This window comes from Acidovorax facilis, from assembly GCF_023913775.1.
GTDB classification, from domain to species: domain Bacteria; phylum Pseudomonadota; class Gammaproteobacteria; order Burkholderiales; family Burkholderiaceae_C; genus Acidovorax; species Acidovorax facilis.
The window spans coordinates 16,118-34,882 of the sequence record NZ_JAMXAX010000033.1; the positions used below are offsets into that span (position 1 = coordinate 16,118).

Below are 18,765 nucleotides of genomic sequence, written 5' to 3' on the forward strand. Positions count from 1 at the left end.
CGGGTAGCGCAGTGCCTCAGGGCACACAGATCATCCCGGTGGGCCCCGAGGCGGCAGAAGCCGCCTGCACGGTCATCCGTCGGTCCATCACCCACTGCTGCGTGCTCGACCATGCCAATGACCCCGCTATCCTGACGGCCTGGCTGGCCAACAAGACGCCCGAGAACCTTGCTGCGTGGATGTCCGCGCCGGGCGCTGCGGTGTGGGGCGCATACCGGGGCGGAACGATGGTGGGCTTTGCGCTGCTGGCGAGGGCCACGTTGGCGTTGTGCTATGTGGTGCCAGAGGCCTTGCACCAGGGCGTAGGCCGCGCCCTACTGCGTGAGGCCGAGGCTCACGCGCGGCAGTCGCGGCTGGCGGCACTGGGGCTGGAGAGCACGCGAACGGCGGAGGCTTTTTACCGCCGCAATGGCTATGAACCCGCAGGTGCAGTGCAGTCTTGGGCAGGGCTGCAGGCACAGCCGATGCGCAAGGTGTTCTGAAGGGGGCTCTGGGCCGCGTGGAACGCGATGCCCAGAGCCACGACCTCGCCGAGTGCCCTGTCCATCAGGGTTATGGCAGTTGTTGGAAGCGAGAATGTTAATAAAAAATGGCCCTGGCGCTTGATGTGTAAGCGCAATCAGCTATTGTTTTCATAGTAAATCTCGGCGTGGCCGGCAGGCGTTGATCAGAGTTCCTGCGAGTAGACGATGGACCCATGGTGCTTGGCCATCTTGTCGTACAGCAGTCGCGCGGTGGTATTGGTTTCGTAGGTTTGCCAATACACGCGCGATGCCTTGGCTGCCCGCGCTGCGCTGTACACGGCGTCGATGAGCGCACGCCCCACGCCCCGGCCCCGCGCGGCTTCGTAGGTGTACAGGTCGCTCAGGTAGCAGATGGGATCGATGCGTGTTGTGCTGCGGTGAAAAAGGTAGTGCGCAAGCCCGAAGATCTTGCCGTCCGCAGCGTCGTGCGCCACGAGGCAGAAGACGGGCTCTGCCGGGTCCAGCAAGCGCTGCCAGGTGGTTGCGTTGATGTGTTCGGGCAGCGCTGTGGCGCCAAAGCGGCCGTAGAACGCGTTGTAGCCGTCCCAGGGTGGGCGCCAGGCGGCATAGTCTTCGGGCTGGACGGGGCGCACGGTAACCGCAGCGGTCATGGGGTGACCTCCAGTGGATTTATTGGAGCACCCGCCCCGGGTTCATGATTCCCTGCGGGTCCAGCGCCTGCTTGATGGCGCGCATCATGCCCATGGCCACAGGCGACTGGTACTTCTCCAGCTTGTCGGCCTTGAGTTCGCCAATGCCGTGCTCAGCCGAGAACGAGCCGCCGAACTCGGCCACGGCCTCATAGACGAGGTGGTTCACATGGGCTTCGTGCTCGCGCAGAAAGGCCTTGGGGTCGCCCTCGGCGGGCGCCTGCACGTTGTAGTGCAGGTTGCCGTCGCCCAGGTGGCCAAAGTTGACCAGGCGCACGCCGGGGATCTCGCGCTGCAGCACCGCATCGGTATGTGCCACGAAGGCGGGGATGCGCGAGATCTGCACCGAGATGTCGTGCTTGATGTTCAGGCCTTCCTCGGCCTGCGCGAGCGGAATGCTCTCGCGGATGTGCCAGAGCTGGTGGGCCTGCGTGAGGTTCTCTGCCACCACGGCGTCGGTCACGCAGCCCATTTCAAACGCGGTCTCCAGCAGCGACTCAAACCGTGCACGCGCGTGTTCTTCGGATTCGCTGTCGGAGTTTTCGAGCAGCACGCACCAAGGCGCGTTGTCGTCGCCCAGGAAGGGCACACGCAGCTGTGGCATGTGCTTGCCCACCAGGCTCAGCGCAAACTGGCCCATCACCTCGAAGCCCGTGAGGCCCGCACCCAGCTGCTTGTGCGCCAGGCCCAGCAAGGCCACGGCGTGTTCCATCGACGGCACGGCGGCCCAGGCCGTGAGGTTGGCGGCGGGCTGGGGGTAGAGCTTCATCGTCGCAGCGGTGATGATGCCCAGCGTGCCTTCGCTGCCGATGAACAGGTCGCGCAGGTCGTAGCCCGTGTTGTCCTTGCGCAGGCCCTTGAGGCCGTCCCACACGTCTCCCTGGGCGGTGACCACCTCAAGCCCCAGGCACAGGTCGCGCGCGTTGCCGTAGCGCACCACCTGTGTGCCGCCTGCGTTGGTGCCCAGATTGCCGCCAATGGTGCAGCTGCCCTCGGCCGCGAGGCTCAGGGGGAACAGCACGCCCGCGTTCTGCGCCACATCCTGCAGGTTCTGCAGGATGCAGCCAGCTTCCACCGTCATGGTGAGGTTGTCGGTGTCCACGCTGCGCACCGCGTTCATGCGGGTGAGGCTCAGCACGATCTGCGTGCCCGAGTCATCGGGCGTGGAGCCCACGGCCAGGCCAGTGTTGCCGCCCTGGGGCACGATGACGGTGCCTGCTGCTGCGCAGGCCTTGACCACGGCCGCCACTTCCTGTGTGCTGGCGGGACGCACCACGGCCAGGGCCTTGCCGCGCACGCGACGGCGCCAGTCCTGCTCCCAGGCAGAGAGGTCGCCTTCGGTGATCACATGGGCGGGGCCGACGATGGCGCGCAGGGTGTCAAGCAGAGTGGTCATGGTCAAGGAGTTTCTTCTTCAAGGCGATGAAAAGAGGAGGCCAGCATCAGGATGCACCAGAGGCGGCTGCAGCCGCCTTGGCATTGCGCTGGCGCAGTCGCACATGCAGCGTGCAGGCGGTGAACAATACGAGGCACAGGGCCACCTCGGCCCAGGCCAGCCACTGCGACGGGGGCTTGTCGCTCCAGCCGCGCACCACGCCTTCGGTGAAATACAGCCAGATCACCAGGCTGACCCAGCGGTAGGTGTACATGCGGTTCTTGAGAATGCCCGCCAGCGGGATGCACAGCGGAAGCGCCTTGAGTGCGAGCCATGAGCCACCAGGACGCAACGGGGCCAGCACCAGCTCCCAGGCCAGGCACAGAACAATCAGCGCCAGCAGGCTGCCGGTGGCCAGCCAGCGCGTGGATTCCACAGCGCCGTCTGCGGGAACGGGGAGGGCGGGCGGGGCGGAAGGTGATGCGGTCATTGGGGTGGCATCATATCGGCCATGTCCTTGTCCTTACAGGCAGTGGCCCAGCGCGCGGAGGCGCTGGTGACCGAGCTGTCGCACTTCCCCTGGAAAACCACGGCCCAGACGCTGCGTGAGCGATTTCGTGAGGACCATCTGGGGCTCACGGCCAGCAGCCTGACCTTCACCACCATCCTGGCGCTGGTGCCCTTCTTCACCGTGGCACTGGCAGTGTTCACGGCCTTCCCCATCTTCGGCAAGCTGCAGGATGCGCTGCAGGGCTGGCTGGTGAACAGCCTGGTGCCCGACAGCATCTCGCGCCAGGTGCTGGGCTACCTCACGCAGTTTGCGGCCAAGGCCAGCAGCCTGGGGGTGGCAGGTTTCAGCATTTTGTTGGCCACGGCGCTGGCGCTGATCCTCACCATCGACCGCACCCTTAACGACATCTGGCGCGTGCAGCGGCTGCGGCCGCTGGGCCAGCGGGTGCTGATCTACTGGGCCGCCATCACACTCGGCCCGCTGCTCATGGGGGCGAGCCTGGCGCTCACGTCGTACGTGATGTCGGCCTCGGGCGGGCTGGTCAAGCGCCTGCCCGATGGTGTGCAGCTGCTGTTCGATTCGATCCAGTTTGTGGTGCTGGCGGGGGGCATGGCGTCGCTGTACCACTATGTACCCAACACGCCGGTGAAGTGGCGGCACGCCTGGACGGGTGGGCTGTTCGTGGCCGTGTGCATCGAGCTGGCCAAGAAGGTGCTGGCGCTGTACCTCGGCAAGGTGCCAACGTATTCGGTGGTGTACGGTGCATTCGCCACGCTGCCCATTTTGCTGGTGTGGATCTATGTGGCCTGGGTCATCGTGCTGCTGGGCGCGGTGGTTACGGCCTACCTGCCCAGCTTGCTGGCAGGTGTGGCGCGGCGCGGCACCGTGGCGGGCTGGACGTTTCAACTGGCGGTGGAGGTGCTGCAGCAGCTGCACCGCGTGCGCCACCAGCCCCTCAAAGGCCTGCGCCCCGGCCAGCTCGCCCAGTTGCTGCGGGTGGATGTGCTGCAGCTGGCCCCGGTGCTCGAGGCGCTGACCGCGCTGGACTGGGTGGGCCAGGTCAACGATGCGGCGGTGGACGCTGCGGACGTGCCCGAGCCGCGCTATGTGCTGCTGGCCAACCCGGGCGCGACACCCCTGGCGCCGCTGGTGCAGCGCCTGCTGCTGGAGCGCGCCGAGAGCTTGCAGCCGCTGTGGTTACAGGCCCGGCTGGACGGGTTGCTGCTGGAGGATGTGCTGCAGGTGGGCGCAGGCGCTGACCCCGGCCTGGGCGCGCAGCGGGCCGTGCCCATGTAAGCTATCGAAAATATAGCTGCTGGCGCTTGTTGGATAAGCGCTAGGGCCTATCTTTACTTGAATTTATCGCCGAGGCAGCTGCCGCGAATCACCGCTTCAGAACGGCACCTTCCCCGTCCAGATGTCCTTGTACATCACCCAGTCGCCCATGAAGCTGTAGAGCGGCCGCTTGAAGCTGGCGGGTTTGTTCTTCTCAAAGCCGAAGTGACCCACCCAGGCAAAGCCGTAGCCACACAGCAGGCCATACAGCAGGTACTGCGGTTTGCCCGTGACCACCAGCATGGCCAGGCAGACCAGGGTGAGCGTGGAGCCCACAAAATGCAGGCGGCGGCAAGTGCGGTTGCTGTGCTCGCCGAGGTAAAAGGGGTAGAAGTCGGCGAAACGCTTGAAGGTGCGCGGGTCGGTGGTCGTGGTGTGGGGGGCACTGATGTCCATCGTTGTCTCCTTGGGGGTGGGGCTACCTGATGCCAAACGCTTTATACGCCCAAGCCCTTGAAAATGCAGTGCCACTGTGGACATGAGATGCCGTGGGCTGTCGTTGAACAGGTTCTGTCACCATCGCCAGGATGACTTCCACGGAATCCACAACCACCCCGTCCTTCGCTGCCCCCGCAGGGGGCCGCGAACACGCCATCGACGCGCTGCGCGGCTTTGCGCTGCTGGGCATCCTCATGGTCAATGCGGGCAGCTTTGCCTCCACCTACTTTGGCGTGGGGGTGTCTGACCCGACCTTCTCGCGGCCGGTGGACCACGCCGTGCGCTGGCTGGTGAGCTTCTTCTTCGAGACCAAGTTCTATCTGCTGTTCTCGATGCTGTTTGGCTATAGTTTTGCGCTGCAGATGGACGCTGCCCGGCGCACCGGCAGCGTTTTCGTGCCGCGTTTTTTGCGGCGCTTGCTGGGGCTCGCATTGCTGGGGCTGGCGCATGCGTGGCTGCTGTTTGCGGGTGACATCCTGGTTACCTATGCGCTGCTGGGTGTGCTGCTGCTCGCATGGCGGGACGTGCGTCCGGGCGCGGCAGTGGTGCTGGCACTGGTGCTGCTGGGTGCCACTGCCGCTGGCTGGGGCCTGTTGGCCTGGCTGGTGGCGCAGGTGCCGCCGATGGACTTGCCCCTGGCAGAGCTGCACGCCAAGGCGCAGCAAGCCGCGCAAGCGTATCGCGCCAGTGCCCTGGAGGCCATTGCGCAGCGCGGGCGGGACATGGCCGAGGGCGTGTGGTTTGTGCTGGTGTTCGTGCAGGGCCCGTGTGCGCTGGCCATGTTCTTGTTGGGGCTGGCGGCGCACCGCACCGGCTATCTGGCCACTGTGGCGCAGCACCCCGCGCGACTGCGCCGCTGGATGGTGTGCTGCCTGCCGGTCGGTGTGGCGGGTGCGTTGTTCTATGCCTCTACGCAGGGAGGCGGCAGCGCTCACTCGCCCGAGCATGTGGGTCTGGCTGCACTGGCAGTGGATTTGGCCACCGCACCGTTTCTCACTTTCGGCTATGTCGCGCTGCTGCTGTGGTTGCTGCAGCGCGGCCCTGCCGGCCGCCGGCTGGGCGCTGCGCTGCAACCAGCGGGGCGCATGGCACTGACGAACTACCTGCTGCAGTCGCTGGTCGGGGCGCTGGTCTTCACGGCCTACGGCCTGGCGCTGGTGGGCCAGGTGTCGCCGGGATGGGTGGTGCTGGGCGTGCTGGTGCTGTACGCCAGCCAGCTGGCGTGGAGCCACCGCTGGATGGCCACGCATGCCTATGGTCCGGTGGAATGGCTGCTGCGTGCTTTCACGCAGTGGCAGTGGCCCGCATGGCGGCGCGTCCCGGCCTGACTGCAGGCCGGGACGCGTGCGGAGCGCTGCTCAGCGGGCCAGAAAGTCGCGCAGCGCGAACAGCGTTTCTTCCGGCGCCTCGGTCATCTGGTTGTGGCCCACCGGCAGGTTGGCCATCGACACGGATTTGCCTGCTGCGCGTGCCGCATTCACCAGGCCCTGCGCGGCTCTGGGCGGTGTCATCTGGTCCTGGCTGCCTAGCGCAAACAGCACCGGGCATGTCAGCTGCGCCATGGCGGCTTCGCCGCCGGTGTAGCTATCGCAGGCCACAAACCCCCGGTGGAACACGTTGACCGCCGTATTGCTGCGCAGCACCTTGCGCCCCAGCGCCATGCCCGCGCCAAACACCCAGGTGCCTGGGCCCAGGGCCGATGGGGGCGCAGACAAGGTGCTGCGCGAGAACACGTTGACCATGCGCATCGCCTTCTCGGGGTCGGTCTGTGACGCTTCGATGAGTGCGGGCGAGACCTTCATCGGGAACGCCGTGCCCACCAGCACCAGGTGACTGATGCGGTCCTTCAGGCGCGCGGCCGCCTCCATGGCAATGAGTGAACCCCAGCTGTGGCCCACCAGCGCTGCGCGCTGCACACCGGCGGCATCGAGCAGCGCACCGATGAAGTCCGCGCCTTGCTCCACCGTGGCGGGCGCCTCGCCACTGCTGCGGCAGTGGCCGGGCAGGTCGATGGCCAGCACGTTCCAGCCGTGGTTGGCCATGTAGCGGCTTTGCAGGGCCCACACGCTGTGGTCGTTGAGCACGCCATGGATGAACACCACGGTCGGTTTGGCGGCATCAAATGCCTTGCCGCCGGTGTAGCAGTAGATGGCGGCGCCGTTGACTTGGATGTGCATGGTCAGGCCCCCGCCTTTTCTGCGGCTTTGAGCGCGCGTTTCAGGTCGTCAATGAGGTCGTCGGCATCTTCGAGGCCGATGGACAGGCGGATCGTGCCCTGGCTGATGCCTGCGCCCGCCAGCGCTTCGTCGCTCATGCGGAAATGCGTGGTGCTGGCCGGGTGGATCACTAGGCTGCGGCAGTCGCCTACATTGGCCAGGTGGCTGAAGACCTTGAGGGTTTCGATGAACTTCTTGCCCTGCTCGCGGTTGCCCTTGAGGTCAAAGCTGAACACCGAGCCCGCACCGCGCGGCAGCAGCTTTTGCGCGAGGGCGTGGCTGGGGTGTGATGCCAGCATGGGGTGGCCCACGCGCGATACAAAGGGCTGCGCAGCCAAGAATTCGACCACCTTCTCGGTGTTGCGCATGTGCTGCGCCATGCGCAGCGGCAGGGTCTCGACGCCCTGCAGAATGAGCCAGGCCGTGTGCGGGCTCATGCAGGCGCCAAAGTCGCGCAAGCCCTCGCGGCGCGCGCGCAGCAGAAAGGCGCCCACGGTGCTCTCCTCGGTGAACACCATGTTGTGAAAGCCGTCGTAGGGCTGCGTCAGCTCGGCAAACTTGCCGGCGGATTTTGGGCCGTCCCAGTCGAAGCTGCCGCCGTCGACCACGATGCCACCCACCACGGTGCCATGGCCTGAGAGGAACTTGGTGGCCGAGTGGTAGACCAGGTCGGCGCCATGCTCGAAGGGCTTGATGAGCCAGGGCGAGGTGAGCGTGGAGTCCACCAGCAGTGGCACGCCGGCCTCGTGTGCGATGGAGGATACGGTGGGGATGTCCAGCACATCCAGGCCTGGGTTGCCCACGGTTTCGCCAAAGAACAGCTTGGTGGTGGGGCGCACAGCGGCGCGCCAGCCGTCAATGTCGCCGGGTTTGACGAAGGTGGTCTCAATGCCAAAGCGCGAGAGCGTGTAGTGCAGCAGGTTCTGCGAGCCGCCATACAGCGCCGTGCTGGCCACGATGTGGCTGCCCGCGCCCATGAGTGTGGCAATCGCCAGGTGCAGCGCGGCCTGGCCGCTGGCGGTGGCAATCGCGCCGACGCCGCCTTCCAGTGCTGCCACGCGCTGTTCCAGCACCGCGTTGGTGGGGTTGCTGATGCGGCTGTACACATGGCCGCCGCGCTCCAGGTTGAACAGCGAAGCCGCGTGGTCGCTCGACTCGAAGACGAACGACGTGGTCAGGTGGATGGGCGTGGCGCGCGCGCCAGTGGCGGGGTCGGGGCTCGCGCCTGCGTGCAGCGCCAGCGTGTCAAAGCCGGGGTCGGAGTAACCGGGCATCTTGTGTCTCCCATGTTGTCAATGCAGGCGGGCATTGTGGGCTATATTTGCCGACAAACGGCCTGCAGCACCTCGGCAACCCCAGCGGATGTGCTGGTGCCTGTGGGTCCACACATACTCTTCCCGATCCCCCGGAGACTCTGCACCATGAAAGTCAGCGACATCCTTCGCGTCAAAGGCAACACCCTTTACACCGCATCGCCGGACGAGCCGCTGGCGGGTGCCGTGAGCCTGATGGCCGAGCGCGACATTGGCTCGCTGGTGGTGATGGAGCATGGCGACCTGGTGGGCATGCTCACCTTTCGCGAGGTGATCCAGGCCTTGGTCAAAAACGGGGGCAGCGTGGGCACGATGCTGGTGCGCTCGGCCATGGACGACGCGCCCCTGACCTGCACGCTCGAAACCGACATGGACGAAGTGCGCCGCATGATGCTGGACCGCCATGCGCGCTACATGCCCGTGATGGACCGCCGCATGCTGATGGGCGTGATCAGCTTTTACGACGTGGCCAAGGCCGTCGTGGACAGCCAGAACTTCGAGAACAAGATGCTCAAGGCCTACATCCGCGACTGGCCGGAAGACGAGTCCCGCAGCGGCTGAACGCTGCGACGTCTGCGACACCGAGCGCTGTTCTCAACTCACGCCCCGCGCAGGCGCGCAAAGCCAGACTTCCAGTTCATCTGGTGGCATGGGCCTGCCGAACAGATAGCCCTGCATCACAGGGCAACCGTGGGCCTGTAGCCATTGCTGCTGGCCTGTAGTTTCCACCCCTTCGGCCACCACCACCATGCCCAGGCTGTGGGCAATGCTGAGCACCGATACCGTGAGCGCGCGCGCGGTGGGGCTGGTGGTGAGGTCCTGCACAAACGCCATGTCCAGCTTGAGTTCGCTGATGGGCAGGCGGTGCAGGTAGCTCAGGCTGGAGTAGCCAGTGCCAAAGTCATCGAGCGACAGCTTAAAGCCCTTATGGTGCAGCGCCTCGATGTTGGCCAGCGTTACCGGCCGTGCATCCATCATCACGCTTTCGGTGATCTCCAGCAGCACATCGTTGGTGCGCAGGCCGTGGCGCTCCAGCGCGTCGCAGACCTGCTGCGCAAACTCTGCCTGGTGAAAACTGCGTCCTGACAGGTTCACGGCCACGCAGGGCACGCTGTGGCCAGCTGCACGCCAGGCCGACAGCTGCGCACAGGCTTCGTCCAGCAGCCACAAGGTCAGTTCGTGAATGAGGCCGGCCTCTTCGGCCACTGGGATGAACCGGCTGGGGGGCACCATGCCCCATTCGGGATGTTGCCAGCGCGCCAGGGCTTCCACACCGTGCAGGGTGCCAGGCGCACTGCTGAGCACCTGGGGTTGGTAGTGCAGGCTCAGGCTGCGGTCGGCCAGCGCCTGGCGCAAGGCGCGTTCCAGGGCGGCGCGCTCCTGTGCGCGCCGGTTCATTTCGGCGCTGAACAATTGCAGGCTGTGCCTGTGGTCGCTTTTGGCCTGGACCATGGCTTGGTCAGCGTGGCGCAGCAGCGTGTCGATCGCATCGCCATCGTCCGGAAACATCGCAATGCCAATGCTGGCGTGGCAGACATGGGCTTGCCCGTGGAGGTCCATGGGGCGGGCCATCTCTTGCAGGATGCTCTGGGCCATCTGCACGACTTGCCCGGTGCTGCACTCGGACAACAACAGCACGAATTCATCACCCGCCAGCCGGCCGATCAGATCGCGCGCGCGCAGGCACTGCGTGAGTCGCTTGGCCACTTCGCACAACAGCGCGTCACCTGCGGCATGGCCCAGGGTGTCATTGACCTGCTTGAAGCGGTCCAGGTCGATGAAAAGCACCGCACCAGGGTGGTCTTCCTGCCGCAGGCTGGCCAGCGCACGCTCCGCACTGCTGCGGAACATGGCGCGGTTGGGCAGGCCCGTGAGTTCATCAAAAAAGGCGAGCTGGTGAATGCGCTGGCGTGTGGCGTTGCGTTCAATGGCCAGCGCACACAAGTGCAGGCACACGTCCACCAGCCGATGGTGCAGCGCGTCGGGCGCGCGCGGCTCCCGAAAATAAAAGGCAAAGGTGCCAATCACCTTGCCTGCGTGGTCACAGATCGGGCTGGACCAGCAGGCTCGCATGCCGCTGGGCTCAAACAGGGTGCGGTAGTCGGCCCACAAGGGGTCGGTGGTGATGTCGGTGACCACAACAGGCGCCCGCCGGAAGGCCGCAGTGCCACACGAACCGACACAAGGGCCGATGGGAACCCCGTCCAGCGCCTGGCAGATGGCGGGGGGCAGCCCGGGCGCTGCCAGCGGGTGCAGCAGGCCCAGCTCGTCCACGGACAGGATGGAGGCCGTGACTTCGGGGGCGATGCGTTCGACTTCGCGGCACACCAGAGCCATCAGGTCGGCGAGCGGCAATTCGTTGACCATGCCCTCCAGCACGCGCTTTTGCAGCACCTCGTGCATCTTGGTGAGTGTGATGTCGGTCAGCACCGTGATGCTGCCCCCCGGTCCGCCGGAGGCCTCGTTCGAGGCATTGATCATCATCGACACCCAGCGTGGCTGGCCAGCCTTGCTGTACAGCAGCGTCTCTATATGAAAGCCCCCTTGCTGGTCGATGCCATCACGGATTTCGCTCAGCAGCCCGGGGTCGGAGTGTGGGCCCAGCAGCACGTCGCTGAGGTATTTGCCCAGCACCTCCGCAGGGCTGAACCCAAACAGGCGGGTGAATCCTTCATTCACATACACCACGTGCCGGGTGCTGTTGCTCATCACGATGGCGTTGTCGCTGGCATCCAGTGCCCTGCGCAACGGGGCATCGGCCAAAGGGGCTGGCGGCATGATGCCGTGGTGGGAAGGAGGGCCGGAAGTGTGCGGGGCTGAAACGGGCATGGATGTCCCAAAGATCGTCCATGGATGCTAGCAAGTGCGCGCCGCACTGCCAAGCGCGTTTGTGGCAAGTATTCATCTGAACCCCATGTTGTGCCTGTCATTCTTGGGTGGGGCGTGCTCTGTGGTGGGGTCCAGCGACGGCGGCGCACGCCGCTCTGGGATAATCCCGCCCCATGAGCGGCAACACCTTCGGAACCCTATTCGCAGTCACCAATTTTGGTGAATCCCACGGCCCGGCCATTGGCTGCGTGATCGACGGTTGTCCGCCCGGCATGCCGCTGTCCGAGGCGGACATTCAGGCCGACCTGGACCGGCGCCGCCCTGGCACCAGCCGCCACGTCACGCAGCGCAACGAGCCCGATGCGGTGGAAATCCTCTCCGGCGTGTACGAGGGCAAGACCACGGGCACGCCCATCGCCCTGCTGATCCGCAACACCGACCAGCGCAGCAAGGATTACAGCAACATCGCCGAGAGCTTTCGCCCCGGCCATGCCGACTACACCTACTGGCACAAGTACGGCATCCGCGACCCGCGTGGCGGTGGCAGGTCGTCGGCCCGGCTGACGGCCCCCACGGTGGCTGCGGGCGCGGTGGCCAAGAAGTGGCTGGCCCAGCAATACGGTGCACAGTTTCGCGCCTGCATGACGCAGCTGGGCGAGCTGGCCATCCCGTTCGAGAGCTGGGAGCATGTGCGCAGCAACCCCTTCTTCGCCCCCGTGGCCGATGTGCAGCAGTACGAGGACTACATGGATGCCCTGCGCAAGGCCGGTGATTCGTGTGGTGCCCGCATCCGCGTGCAGGCCACCGGCGTGCCGGTGGGCCTGGGTGAGCCGCTGTACGACAAGCTCGATGCCGACATTGCCCACGCCATGATGGGCCTCAATGCTGTCAAGGGCGTGGAAATCGGCGCTGGGTTTGCCAGCGTGGCCCATCGGGGCACCATGCACGGTGATTCGATGACGCCCCAGGGCTTTCGCACCAACAACGCCGGTGGTGTGCTGGGCGGCATCAGCACCGGGCAGGACCTGGAAGTGAGCATTGCGATCAAGCCCACCAGTTCCATCATCAGCCCGCGTGAATCGATCGATGTGCATGGCAACAGCACCGAGGTCATCACCAAGGGCCGCCACGACCCCTGCGTGGGCATCCGCGCGGCGCCCATTGCCGAAGCGCTGCTGGCACTGGTCGTCATGGACCACGCCCTGCGCCACCGCGCGCAGTGTGGTGACGTGGTGCCCCCGGTGCCGCCTATCCAGGCATCGTTCCTGTAATGGGCGCGCTGCGCTGCGGGTGGAGCACGGGCTTTTGGTGCTGGCGACGCAGAGGGCGTGCAGCGATGCGCGCCCTTTTTTCTTGGATGGAATGAGGTAGTCCATGCGCAGCTTGTTGGCACAGGGTTTCATGGGATCGCAGCGAGGTCGCCGCAAGGTCACACTCGCGATGGTGGCCACACTGGGGGCGCTGCTGGCGGGCTGCGGCACGGCTTTGCCAACCGGCGATGGGCGAACCCCTCAGCACCTCGACATCACGCTCATTGGCTTCAACGACCTGCACGGCAACCTGGAGCCGCCGCGCATGGCGCATACCGTCCAGACTGCGGCGGGGCCGGTCTCGGTGCCTGCCGGGGGCATGGCTTATTTCGCCAGCGCCATGGCGGCGCTCAAGGCCCGGGGGCCGCACCACGCCGTGGTTTCGGCGGGGGACATGGTGGGTGCATCGCCGCTGCTGTCGTCACTGTTCCTGGATGAGCCCACCATCGAGGCGGTCAACGCCATGCAGATCGACTTCAATGCCGTGGGCAACCATGAGTTCGACCGGGGCTGGCGCGAACTGCTGCGCCTGCAGCACGGCGGCTGCGAGAAGTTCACTGCGCGCCAGCCCTGCCAGATCAGCCAGCCCTTCGTTGGGGCGCGGTTCGGCTTCCTGGCTGCCAACACCGTGCGCACCGAGGATGGGCGCACGCTGCTGCCTGCCACCGGCATCAAACGATTTACCGAGGGTGGAGTGACCGTCACCCTGGGCGTGATCGGCCTCACGCTGCAGGCCACGCCCACCATGGTCAGCCCTTCGGGTGTGGCGGGCCTGCGCTTTGAGGACGAAGCGGCCACGGCCAACGCGCTGATTCCGCTGCTGCGGGCCCAGGGCGCCGATGTGATCGCCGTGGTCATCCACGAGGGCGGCGGCACCACGGCCGGCGTGCAGGAGACCAGCTGCGCGGGCCTCTCGGGCGACATCGTGCCCATCCTGGAGCGGCTGGACCCGGCCGTGGACGTGGTGGTCTCGGGCCACACGCACCAGGCCTATGTTTGCGACTACGGCCGCGTGAACCCGGCCAAGCCCTTTCTGCTGACCAGCGCGGGCCAGTACGGCACGCTGCTCACGGACATCCAGTTGCGGGTGGACACGCGCACCCGCCGCGTGGTGCACAAAGCCGCGCGCAATGTCATCGTGCAGGGCGAGGCGTTCACGGGCAGCCAGGGGCACGTGCCCCTGACCTCCGCCGTGCCGTCCTTTGCGGCCGATCCGCAGGTGCAGAAGGTCATCGACACTTACCGTGCCGCCGCCGTGCCGCTGGCCCGGCGCCCCGTGGGGCAGGCCGCTGGCGCCCTGCGGCGCACACCGGCCCCGTCGCTCGAAAGCGCGCTGGGCAATCTGGTGGCCGATGCCCAGCTCCACGCCACGCGTGCACCGGAGCAGGGTGGGGCGCAGCTGTCGTTCATGAACCCGGGCGGCCTGCGCGCTGATCTCGTGCCCGACGAACAAGGGCTGGTGCGCTATGGCCAGCTCTACGCGGTGCAGCCATTCGGCAACCAGCTGGTCGTCAAGACCTTCACGGGCGCGCAGATCAAGGCGGCGCTGGAGCAGCAGTTCGCCAGCGGCAGCAACACCGTGCAGCGGCCCCGGGTGCTGTTGGTGTCCGCAGGATTTTCGTACCGCTATGACCTTACCCAGCCAGTGGGTGCGCGTATTAGCAACATGGTGCTGAACGGCACACCGCTGCACGACGATGCGCAGGTGCGCGTGGTGATGAGCAGCTACCTGGACAGCGGAGGTGACAACTTCACCGTGCTGGCCGAAGGCCGCGACCGCCTGGTGGGCGGGCTGGACCTGGATGCGCTGGAGGCTTACTTCCGCGCCCACAGCCCGGTGCCGGTGCCCGCCACGGACCGCATCACGCGCGGGGCCCGCTGAGGCGCTTGCTGGTTCTTAGCTGCGCCCCGGGCGCACTGCCGCCAGCCAGCGCAGCGGGTTGAATCCTGTCACCAGCCCAGTGGCCACCAGCACCAGCGCTCCGCCCCACACCATCCCGGGGCCCAAGGCCTCGCCCAGAAAGACGTGGCCCCAGGCCACACCGAACAGCGGGATCATGAAGGCCGAACTCATCGCTGCCACGGGCGATACATGTTTGAGCACCCGCAGGTTGAGCCAGTAGGCCAGGCCCGAGGTCACGATGCCCATCACGGCCACCGCAGTCAGTGCCCCTGGTGTGAAACGGGCCTCGGGCAGGCTCCACGCAGCGCCCGGCAGCAGCAACACCAGTGCAGCGGCGTGGATGCCTGCGGCGATCGACAACGGGGACATGCGCGTCGTGGCGCGCTTCATCCACGTCGTAGAGACGCCATAGCAGGCAGACGCTGCCACACAGGCCGCCGCCGCCATCAGCAAGGCAGGCGTGGGCTCCACGGGCCCCAACTGCACGATCAGCGCCACCCCCGCAAAGCCGCAGAGGCAACCCAGCCACTTGCGCGTGCTCAGTGTGTCCTCCTTCATCCACGCGGCGGCAATCACCCCAAAGGGCACGGCCATGGTGTTGAGCAGCGAGCTGTAGCCGGCGGGCAGGTGCAAGGCCGCCCAGGCATACAGCAGAAAAGGAAGTGCGACGGTGAGCGTGCCCAGACCGAACAGCTCGCGCCAATGGCGCCACGGCCAGGGTTCGTTGGCGACCCGCATGATGCCCATCAGCGTCAACGTGGCCAGGCCAATGCGCAGCGCGGCCATCACGTTGGGCCCGAGCACGGGGCTGGCAATGCGGATGAAAAGAAAGGAGGCGCCCCACAGGGCGGACAGCAGCACCAGCTGCAGGAAGTGGCGGGTTTTCACCGGGCGCATTGTGGAGTACAGGCGAGTCGCGCGCTGGCTCGTACCCAGCCAGTTTTCAAGCCAAATTGGCATCTAGCGCTTTTCCAGAAAGCGCGGGCAGCTATTAATTTTGGAGCATTCCTTGGTGTAGCACGCGCGACAGCGACCGCCCGCTCAGGTCCACATGCGTCGCCCGTGGATGTAGGTGCTACTCTATTTATAGCTGTTAGCGCTTGTGTGATAAGCGCTGGAGGTCAAAAATGCCTGAGATCGTCCGGCCCTGTAGCCGACACCGGTGCAGACAGCAATACGAAGGCTTTTACTTGCGCACTTCGTCGACCATGGCGCGGAAGTCGTCGATGTCTTCAAAGCTGCGGTACACGCTGGCAAAGCGGATGTAAGCCACCTTGTCGAGCTTCTTGAGCTCGCGCATCACCAGCTCACCAATGCGGCTGGAGATCACTTCGCGCTGGCCCAGGTTGAGCAGCTTTTCCTCGATCCGCTCGATGGCGCTGTCGATCTGGTCGGTGCTCACGGGGCGCTTGCGCAATGCCAAGTTGAACGAGGCGAGCAGCTTGCCCCGGTCGTATTCAATGCGGCGCCCGTCCTTCTTGACGATGGCCGGGAAGTTCACTTCCGGCCGTTCGTAGGTGGTAAAGCGCTTGTCGCACGCGCCGCACTGGCGGCGGCGGCGGATGAAGACCCCATCCTCAGACACCCGCGTTTCAACGACTTGCGTCTCGAGGTGGCTGCAGAAGGGGCACTTCATGGTTTTCGGCTGTGGATTTAGCCGTAGACGGGGAAGCGAGCGGTCAGCGCATTGACCTTGGCACGCACCGCAGCGATGTTGGCTTCGTCGCGCGGGTTGTCCAGCACGTCGGCGATCAGGTTGGCCGTGATGCGGGCCTCTTCTTCCTTGAAGCCGCGCGTGGTCATGGCGGGGGTGCCGATGCGCACGCCGCTGGTCACCATTGGCTTTTCGGGGTCGTTGGGGATCGCGTTCTTGTTGATGGTCATGTGGGCGGCGCCCAGCACGGCCTCGGCTTCCTTGCCGGTGATGCCCTTGGCGCGCAGGTCCACCAGCATCACGTGGCTTTGCGTGCCGCCGCTCACGATGCGCAGGCCGCGTGCGGTCAGCGTCTCGGCCACCACCTTGGCGTTCTTGGCCACTTGCTCTTGGTAGGTCTTGAACTCAGGCTGCAGGGCTTCCTTGAAAGCCACGGCCTTGGCGGCGATCACGTGCATCAGCGGGCCACCTTGCAGGCCCGGGAAGATGGCGCTGTTGATGGCCTTTTCGTGCTGGGCCTTCATCAGGATGATGCCGCCACGGGGGCCGCGCAGGCTCTTGTGGGTGGTGGAGGTGACCACGTCGGCGTGGGGCACGGGGTTGGGGTACACGCCAGCGGCAATCAGGCCGGCGTAGTGGGCCATGTCCACCATGAAGATTGCACCCACGTCCTTGGCCACCTTGGCAAAGCGCGCAAAGTCGATGTGCAGGCTGTAAGCCGATGCACCGGCGATGATGAGCTTGGGCTTGGTCTCGTGGGCCTTCTTTTCCATCGCTTCATAGTCGATGGCTTCGTTGGCGTCCAGGCCGTAGGAGACCACGTTGAACCACTTGCCCGACATGTTCAGCGGCATGCCATGTGTCAGGTGGCCGCCTTCGGCCAGGCTCATGCCCATGATGGTGTCGCCCGGCTTGAGGAAGGCCAGGAACACGGCCTCGTTGGCAGAGGCGCCGCAGTGGGGCTGCACGTTGGCGGCTTCGGCGCCGAAGATCTGCTTGACGCGGTCGATGGCCAGTTGCTCAGCCACGTCCACATGCTCGCAGCCACCGTAGTAGCGCTTGCCGGGGTAGCCTTCGGCGTATTTGTTGGTCAGCTGCGTGCCCTGCGCCCACATCACGGCGGGGGAGGCGTAGTTCTCGCTGGCGATCAGCTCGATGTGGTGCTCTTGCCGGGCGTTTTCAGCCTGGATGGCGGCAAACAGCTCGGGGTCGGTTTGTTCGACAAGAATATTGCGGTCGTACATGATTGGCAGTCCTATGAACTTGTGTCCCTTGAAACAAGGGCTGCCCAGGCGAACGGCTGAACGCAGGAGGGATGAACCCCGTGCGGCACGCTTCCCAGTGGTTCACAAGAGGCAGGCCCTTGTCGGTTTCCACGTCAGCGGCAGCACCCTGTGTGGGATGCCGCGCCTATCGCCAGTCGCGTACCTCGCTAGTGTAGCTGACGTGGCGCGCGCAAAGGTGCCAGGGAAATGGGGGGCGGTGTGCCCGGGGGATGTTTCTGCCCCCAGGGGCTCGCGAACCTTGTCAGAGCCCGGAGAGCAGGGCCACTTTGTCACCGCTGGCGGCAGGCGTTGCGGGCGGTGCGGCCACCGGGATGACCTGTGCGGGAGCCTGGGTAGAGAGGTTGGGTGGTGGCGTGGTGGGCATGGCCCGGCCACCGGCGACCTGGCGCAGCCGGAAATGCTCGGCCATCACCTTGGCCGCATAGCCGCCATCGTCGGCAAGATTGCCTGCGCCGACATAAAAGCGCAGCCCGCCCTCCACCGAACCGGCGCGCGCAATGCACTCCTGCAGAACCTTCACGCCCACACGCAGATTGCTCACGGGGTCAAAGGCAGCAAAGTGCCCGCCAAAGTTCTGGTACTTGTCGGTGTGCACATTGGTCATCACCTGCATCAGCCCCTGGGCGCCAACGGCGCTTTGTGCAAATGGGTTGAAGCTCGACTCGATGGCCATGATGGCAAGGATCAGCGTCGGGTCGATCTTGGACTTTGCGCCAATTTCATAGGCCTCGGCCACCAGCACGCTCAGCGGCTCAGGGGCGACACGGTACTTCTTGCTGAGCCAGAAGGCGACGGCAGCCTGCTCTTTGGGCAGGTCCTTGGGGTTGCCCGCCGTGGCGCGCTCACTGGCTTCTGGTTCGATGGGCATGCCAAGCACTTCCACTTGGCGGGCCTGCAGCCAGTTCATCAACTGTGCTTCACCAGCCTGGCGCAAGTCCGGGCGGGCCGTGAGGGTGATCACGACGAAGGCGACAGCCAGGCCGATGAGGGCAAAGCTGTTGTGGGTGATTTCAAGAAAACCTTCGGTCACGTCGGCCACGAAGGTCCGCACGCCGGAGACTATTTTTCCTGACGCTGTCATAGCTCTTCCTTTCTGAGGCGCCACAGTGAGCCGGGCAGTCGTCGGGGACTGTCTCGTCTCGGCGGATCGCCTGGATTGGTACGCCATCAAGTGAGGCCGCACGTCTTTGGTGTGCTTGGGGCCTGCTTTGACTTAGCCGGGTTCGGCAGCGAGGTTGGGGTTTTTACTAGCCCGTTTTGGGGCTGGCGGATTCTAGAAGTTCACTAAATGCTTAGTCAATACTAACATTTTGATTTTTAAGATCATTAAGTTATGAAAAATATGTAAAAAATCACAGGTTTTAGGGGGTGTGCGCCGACCTAGCGCTTGGGACTTTGCGAGCTGTTGTTACGTGCGTATT

At 65.3% G+C, this 18,765-nt stretch carries 17 protein-coding genes and 1 riboswitch; of the genes, 6 read left to right on the plus strand and 11 right to left on the minus strand.

Annotation, left to right across the window (positions count from 1 at the left end; all coding sequences use genetic code 11):
- The first annotated feature begins 11 nt into the window (after positions 1-11).
- The gene (locus NFX52_RS11875; RefSeq protein ID WP_252635652.1) at positions 12-482 is read left to right on the plus strand and encodes a GNAT family N-acetyltransferase; all 471 of its coding nucleotides are present in this window, start codon (positions 12-14) and stop codon (positions 480-482) included.
- A 185-nt stretch (positions 483-667) separates the two neighbouring features.
- On the opposite strand, the gene NFX52_RS11880 is transcribed toward NFX52_RS11875, so the two are convergent.
- The 3 genes from NFX52_RS11880 to NFX52_RS11890 are packed head-to-tail and all read right to left on the minus strand — an operon-like array spanning position 668 to position 3,039.
- Entirely contained in the window at positions 668-1,135 is a 468-nt protein-coding gene (locus NFX52_RS11880; RefSeq protein ID WP_252635653.1) for a GNAT family N-acetyltransferase, read from the minus strand.
- 19 nt (positions 1,136-1,154) lie between these two features.
- Complete coding sequence (locus NFX52_RS11885; RefSeq protein WP_055402733.1) at positions 1,155-2,570, minus strand: FAD-binding oxidoreductase; 1,416 nt, start codon at positions 2,568-2,570, stop codon at positions 1,155-1,157.
- 46 nt (positions 2,571-2,616) lie between these two features.
- On the minus strand, positions 2,617-3,039 hold the full coding sequence (locus NFX52_RS11890) for a DUF2069 domain-containing protein (protein WP_252635654.1): 423 nt from the start codon (positions 3,037-3,039) through the stop codon (positions 2,617-2,619).
- A gap of 21 nt (positions 3,040-3,060) precedes the next feature.
- Here NFX52_RS11890 and NFX52_RS11895 point away from each other — a divergent pair, with 21 nt between their 5' ends.
- Positions 3,061-4,356 carry a YihY family inner membrane protein gene (locus NFX52_RS11895; RefSeq protein ID WP_055394755.1) on the plus strand — a complete coding sequence of 432 codons (1,296 nt, stop codon included), beginning with the start codon at positions 3,061-3,063 and terminating at the stop codon, positions 4,354-4,356.
- Between the two features lie 96 nt (positions 4,357-4,452).
- Here NFX52_RS11895 and NFX52_RS11900 read toward each other — a convergent pair whose 3' ends face one another.
- The gene (locus NFX52_RS11900) at positions 4,453-4,791 is read right to left on the minus strand and encodes an Mpo1-like protein (RefSeq protein ID WP_055394757.1); all 339 of its coding nucleotides are present in this window, start codon (positions 4,789-4,791) and stop codon (positions 4,453-4,455) included.
- 131 nt (positions 4,792-4,922) lie between these two features.
- Here NFX52_RS11900 and NFX52_RS11905 point away from each other — a divergent pair, with 131 nt between their 5' ends.
- Positions 4,923-6,161: a DUF418 domain-containing protein gene (locus tag NFX52_RS11905; RefSeq protein ID WP_242701124.1), complete on the plus strand. Its 1,239-nt coding sequence runs from the start codon at positions 4,923-4,925 to the stop codon at positions 6,159-6,161.
- A gap of 30 nt (positions 6,162-6,191) precedes the next feature.
- On the opposite strand, the gene NFX52_RS11910 is transcribed toward NFX52_RS11905, so the two are convergent.
- Entirely contained in the window at positions 6,192-7,010 is an 819-nt protein-coding gene (locus NFX52_RS11910) for an alpha/beta fold hydrolase (RefSeq protein ID WP_055394759.1), read from the minus strand.
- A gap of 2 nt (positions 7,011-7,012) precedes the next feature.
- Positions 7,013-8,323: an O-acetylhomoserine aminocarboxypropyltransferase gene (locus NFX52_RS11915; protein WP_055394761.1), complete on the minus strand. Its 1,311-nt coding sequence runs from the start codon at positions 8,321-8,323 to the stop codon at positions 7,013-7,015.
- Positions 8,324-8,470: 147 nt separating this feature from the next.
- Between NFX52_RS11915 and NFX52_RS11920 the strand changes: the two genes are divergently transcribed.
- The gene (locus NFX52_RS11920; RefSeq protein ID WP_055394762.1) at positions 8,471-8,923 is read left to right on the plus strand and encodes a CBS domain-containing protein; all 453 of its coding nucleotides are present in this window, start codon (positions 8,471-8,473) and stop codon (positions 8,921-8,923) included.
- 33 nt (positions 8,924-8,956) lie between these two features.
- On the opposite strand, the gene NFX52_RS11925 is transcribed toward NFX52_RS11920, so the two are convergent.
- Positions 8,957-11,191 carry a sensor domain-containing protein gene (locus NFX52_RS11925; RefSeq protein ID WP_238385490.1) on the minus strand — a complete coding sequence of 745 codons (2,235 nt, stop codon included), beginning with the start codon at positions 11,189-11,191 and terminating at the stop codon, positions 8,957-8,959.
- A 173-nt stretch (positions 11,192-11,364) separates the two neighbouring features.
- Between NFX52_RS11925 and aroC the strand changes: the two genes are divergently transcribed.
- On the plus strand, positions 11,365-12,462 hold the full coding sequence (gene aroC, locus NFX52_RS11930; protein ID WP_055394766.1) for a chorismate synthase: 1,098 nt from the start codon (positions 11,365-11,367) through the stop codon (positions 12,460-12,462).
- Positions 12,463-12,631: 169 nt separating this feature from the next.
- The gene (locus NFX52_RS11935; RefSeq protein WP_492759468.1) at positions 12,632-14,383 is read left to right on the plus strand and encodes a bifunctional metallophosphatase/5'-nucleotidase; all 1,752 of its coding nucleotides are present in this window, start codon (positions 12,632-12,634) and stop codon (positions 14,381-14,383) included.
- A gap of 15 nt (positions 14,384-14,398) precedes the next feature.
- Here NFX52_RS11935 and NFX52_RS11940 read toward each other — a convergent pair whose 3' ends face one another.
- From NFX52_RS11940 to NFX52_RS11955, 4 genes are all read right to left on the minus strand, one after another.
- Positions 14,399-15,301, minus strand: a complete 903-nt coding sequence (locus NFX52_RS11940) for a DMT family transporter (RefSeq protein WP_055394784.1) — start codon at positions 15,299-15,301, stop codon at positions 14,399-14,401.
- A 289-nt stretch (positions 15,302-15,590) separates the two neighbouring features.
- Positions 15,591-16,040, minus strand: coding sequence for a transcriptional regulator NrdR (gene nrdR / locus NFX52_RS11945; protein WP_055394770.1), 450 nt, complete (start codon positions 16,038-16,040; stop codon positions 15,591-15,593).
- Between the two features lie 17 nt (positions 16,041-16,057).
- Positions 16,058-17,302: a serine hydroxymethyltransferase gene (glyA, locus tag NFX52_RS11950; RefSeq protein ID WP_055394772.1), complete on the minus strand. Its 1,245-nt coding sequence runs from the start codon at positions 17,300-17,302 to the stop codon at positions 16,058-16,060.
- Between the two features lie 35 nt (positions 17,303-17,337).
- Positions 17,338-17,492: riboswitch (ZMP/ZTP riboswitch) on the minus strand.
- 93 nt (positions 17,493-17,585) lie between these two features.
- Complete coding sequence (locus NFX52_RS11955; protein WP_055394774.1) at positions 17,586-18,425, minus strand: lytic transglycosylase domain-containing protein; 840 nt, start codon at positions 18,423-18,425, stop codon at positions 17,586-17,588.
- Positions 18,426-18,765: the final 340 nt, after the last annotated feature.

Coding starts and splice junctions, on each gene's coding strand:
- NFX52_RS11905 (WP_242701124.1), top strand. CDS start 4,923: ATGACTTCCACGGAATCCACAACCACCCCGTCCTTCGCTGCCCCCGCA.
- glyA (WP_055394772.1), bottom strand. CDS start 17,302: ATGTACGACCGCAATATTCTTGTCGAACAAACCGACCCCGAGCTGTTT.
- NFX52_RS11920 (WP_055394762.1), top strand. CDS start 8,471: ATGAAAGTCAGCGACATCCTTCGCGTCAAAGGCAACACCCTTTACACC.
- NFX52_RS11925 (WP_238385490.1), bottom strand. CDS start 11,191: ATGCCCGTTTCAGCCCCGCACACTTCCGGCCCTCCTTCCCACCACGGC.
- NFX52_RS11890 (WP_252635654.1), bottom strand. CDS start 3,039: ATGACCGCATCACCTTCCGCCCCGCCCGCCCTCCCCGTTCCCGCAGAC.
- NFX52_RS11955 (WP_055394774.1), bottom strand. CDS start 18,425: ATGACAGCGTCAGGAAAAATAGTCTCCGGCGTGCGGACCTTCGTGGCC.
- aroC (WP_055394766.1), top strand. CDS start 11,365: ATGAGCGGCAACACCTTCGGAACCCTATTCGCAGTCACCAATTTTGGT.
- NFX52_RS11885 (WP_055402733.1), bottom strand. CDS start 2,570: ATGACCACTCTGCTTGACACCCTGCGCGCCATCGTCGGCCCCGCCCAT.
- NFX52_RS11880 (WP_252635653.1), bottom strand. CDS start 1,135: ATGACCGCTGCGGTTACCGTGCGCCCCGTCCAGCCCGAAGACTATGCC.
- NFX52_RS11895 (WP_055394755.1), top strand. CDS start 3,061: ATGTCCTTGTCCTTACAGGCAGTGGCCCAGCGCGCGGAGGCGCTGGTG.
- NFX52_RS11900 (WP_055394757.1), bottom strand. CDS start 4,791: ATGGACATCAGTGCCCCCCACACCACGACCACCGACCCGCGCACCTTC.
- NFX52_RS11940 (WP_055394784.1), bottom strand. CDS start 15,301: ATGCGCCCGGTGAAAACCCGCCACTTCCTGCAGCTGGTGCTGCTGTCC.
- NFX52_RS11910 (WP_055394759.1), bottom strand. CDS start 7,010: ATGCACATCCAAGTCAACGGCGCCGCCATCTACTGCTACACCGGCGGC.
- nrdR (WP_055394770.1), bottom strand. CDS start 16,040: ATGAAGTGCCCCTTCTGCAGCCACCTCGAGACGCAAGTCGTTGAAACG.
- NFX52_RS11915 (WP_055394761.1), bottom strand. CDS start 8,323: ATGCCCGGTTACTCCGACCCCGGCTTTGACACGCTGGCGCTGCACGCA.
- NFX52_RS11935 (WP_492759468.1), top strand. CDS start 12,632: ATGGTGGCCACACTGGGGGCGCTGCTGGCGGGCTGCGGCACGGCTTTG.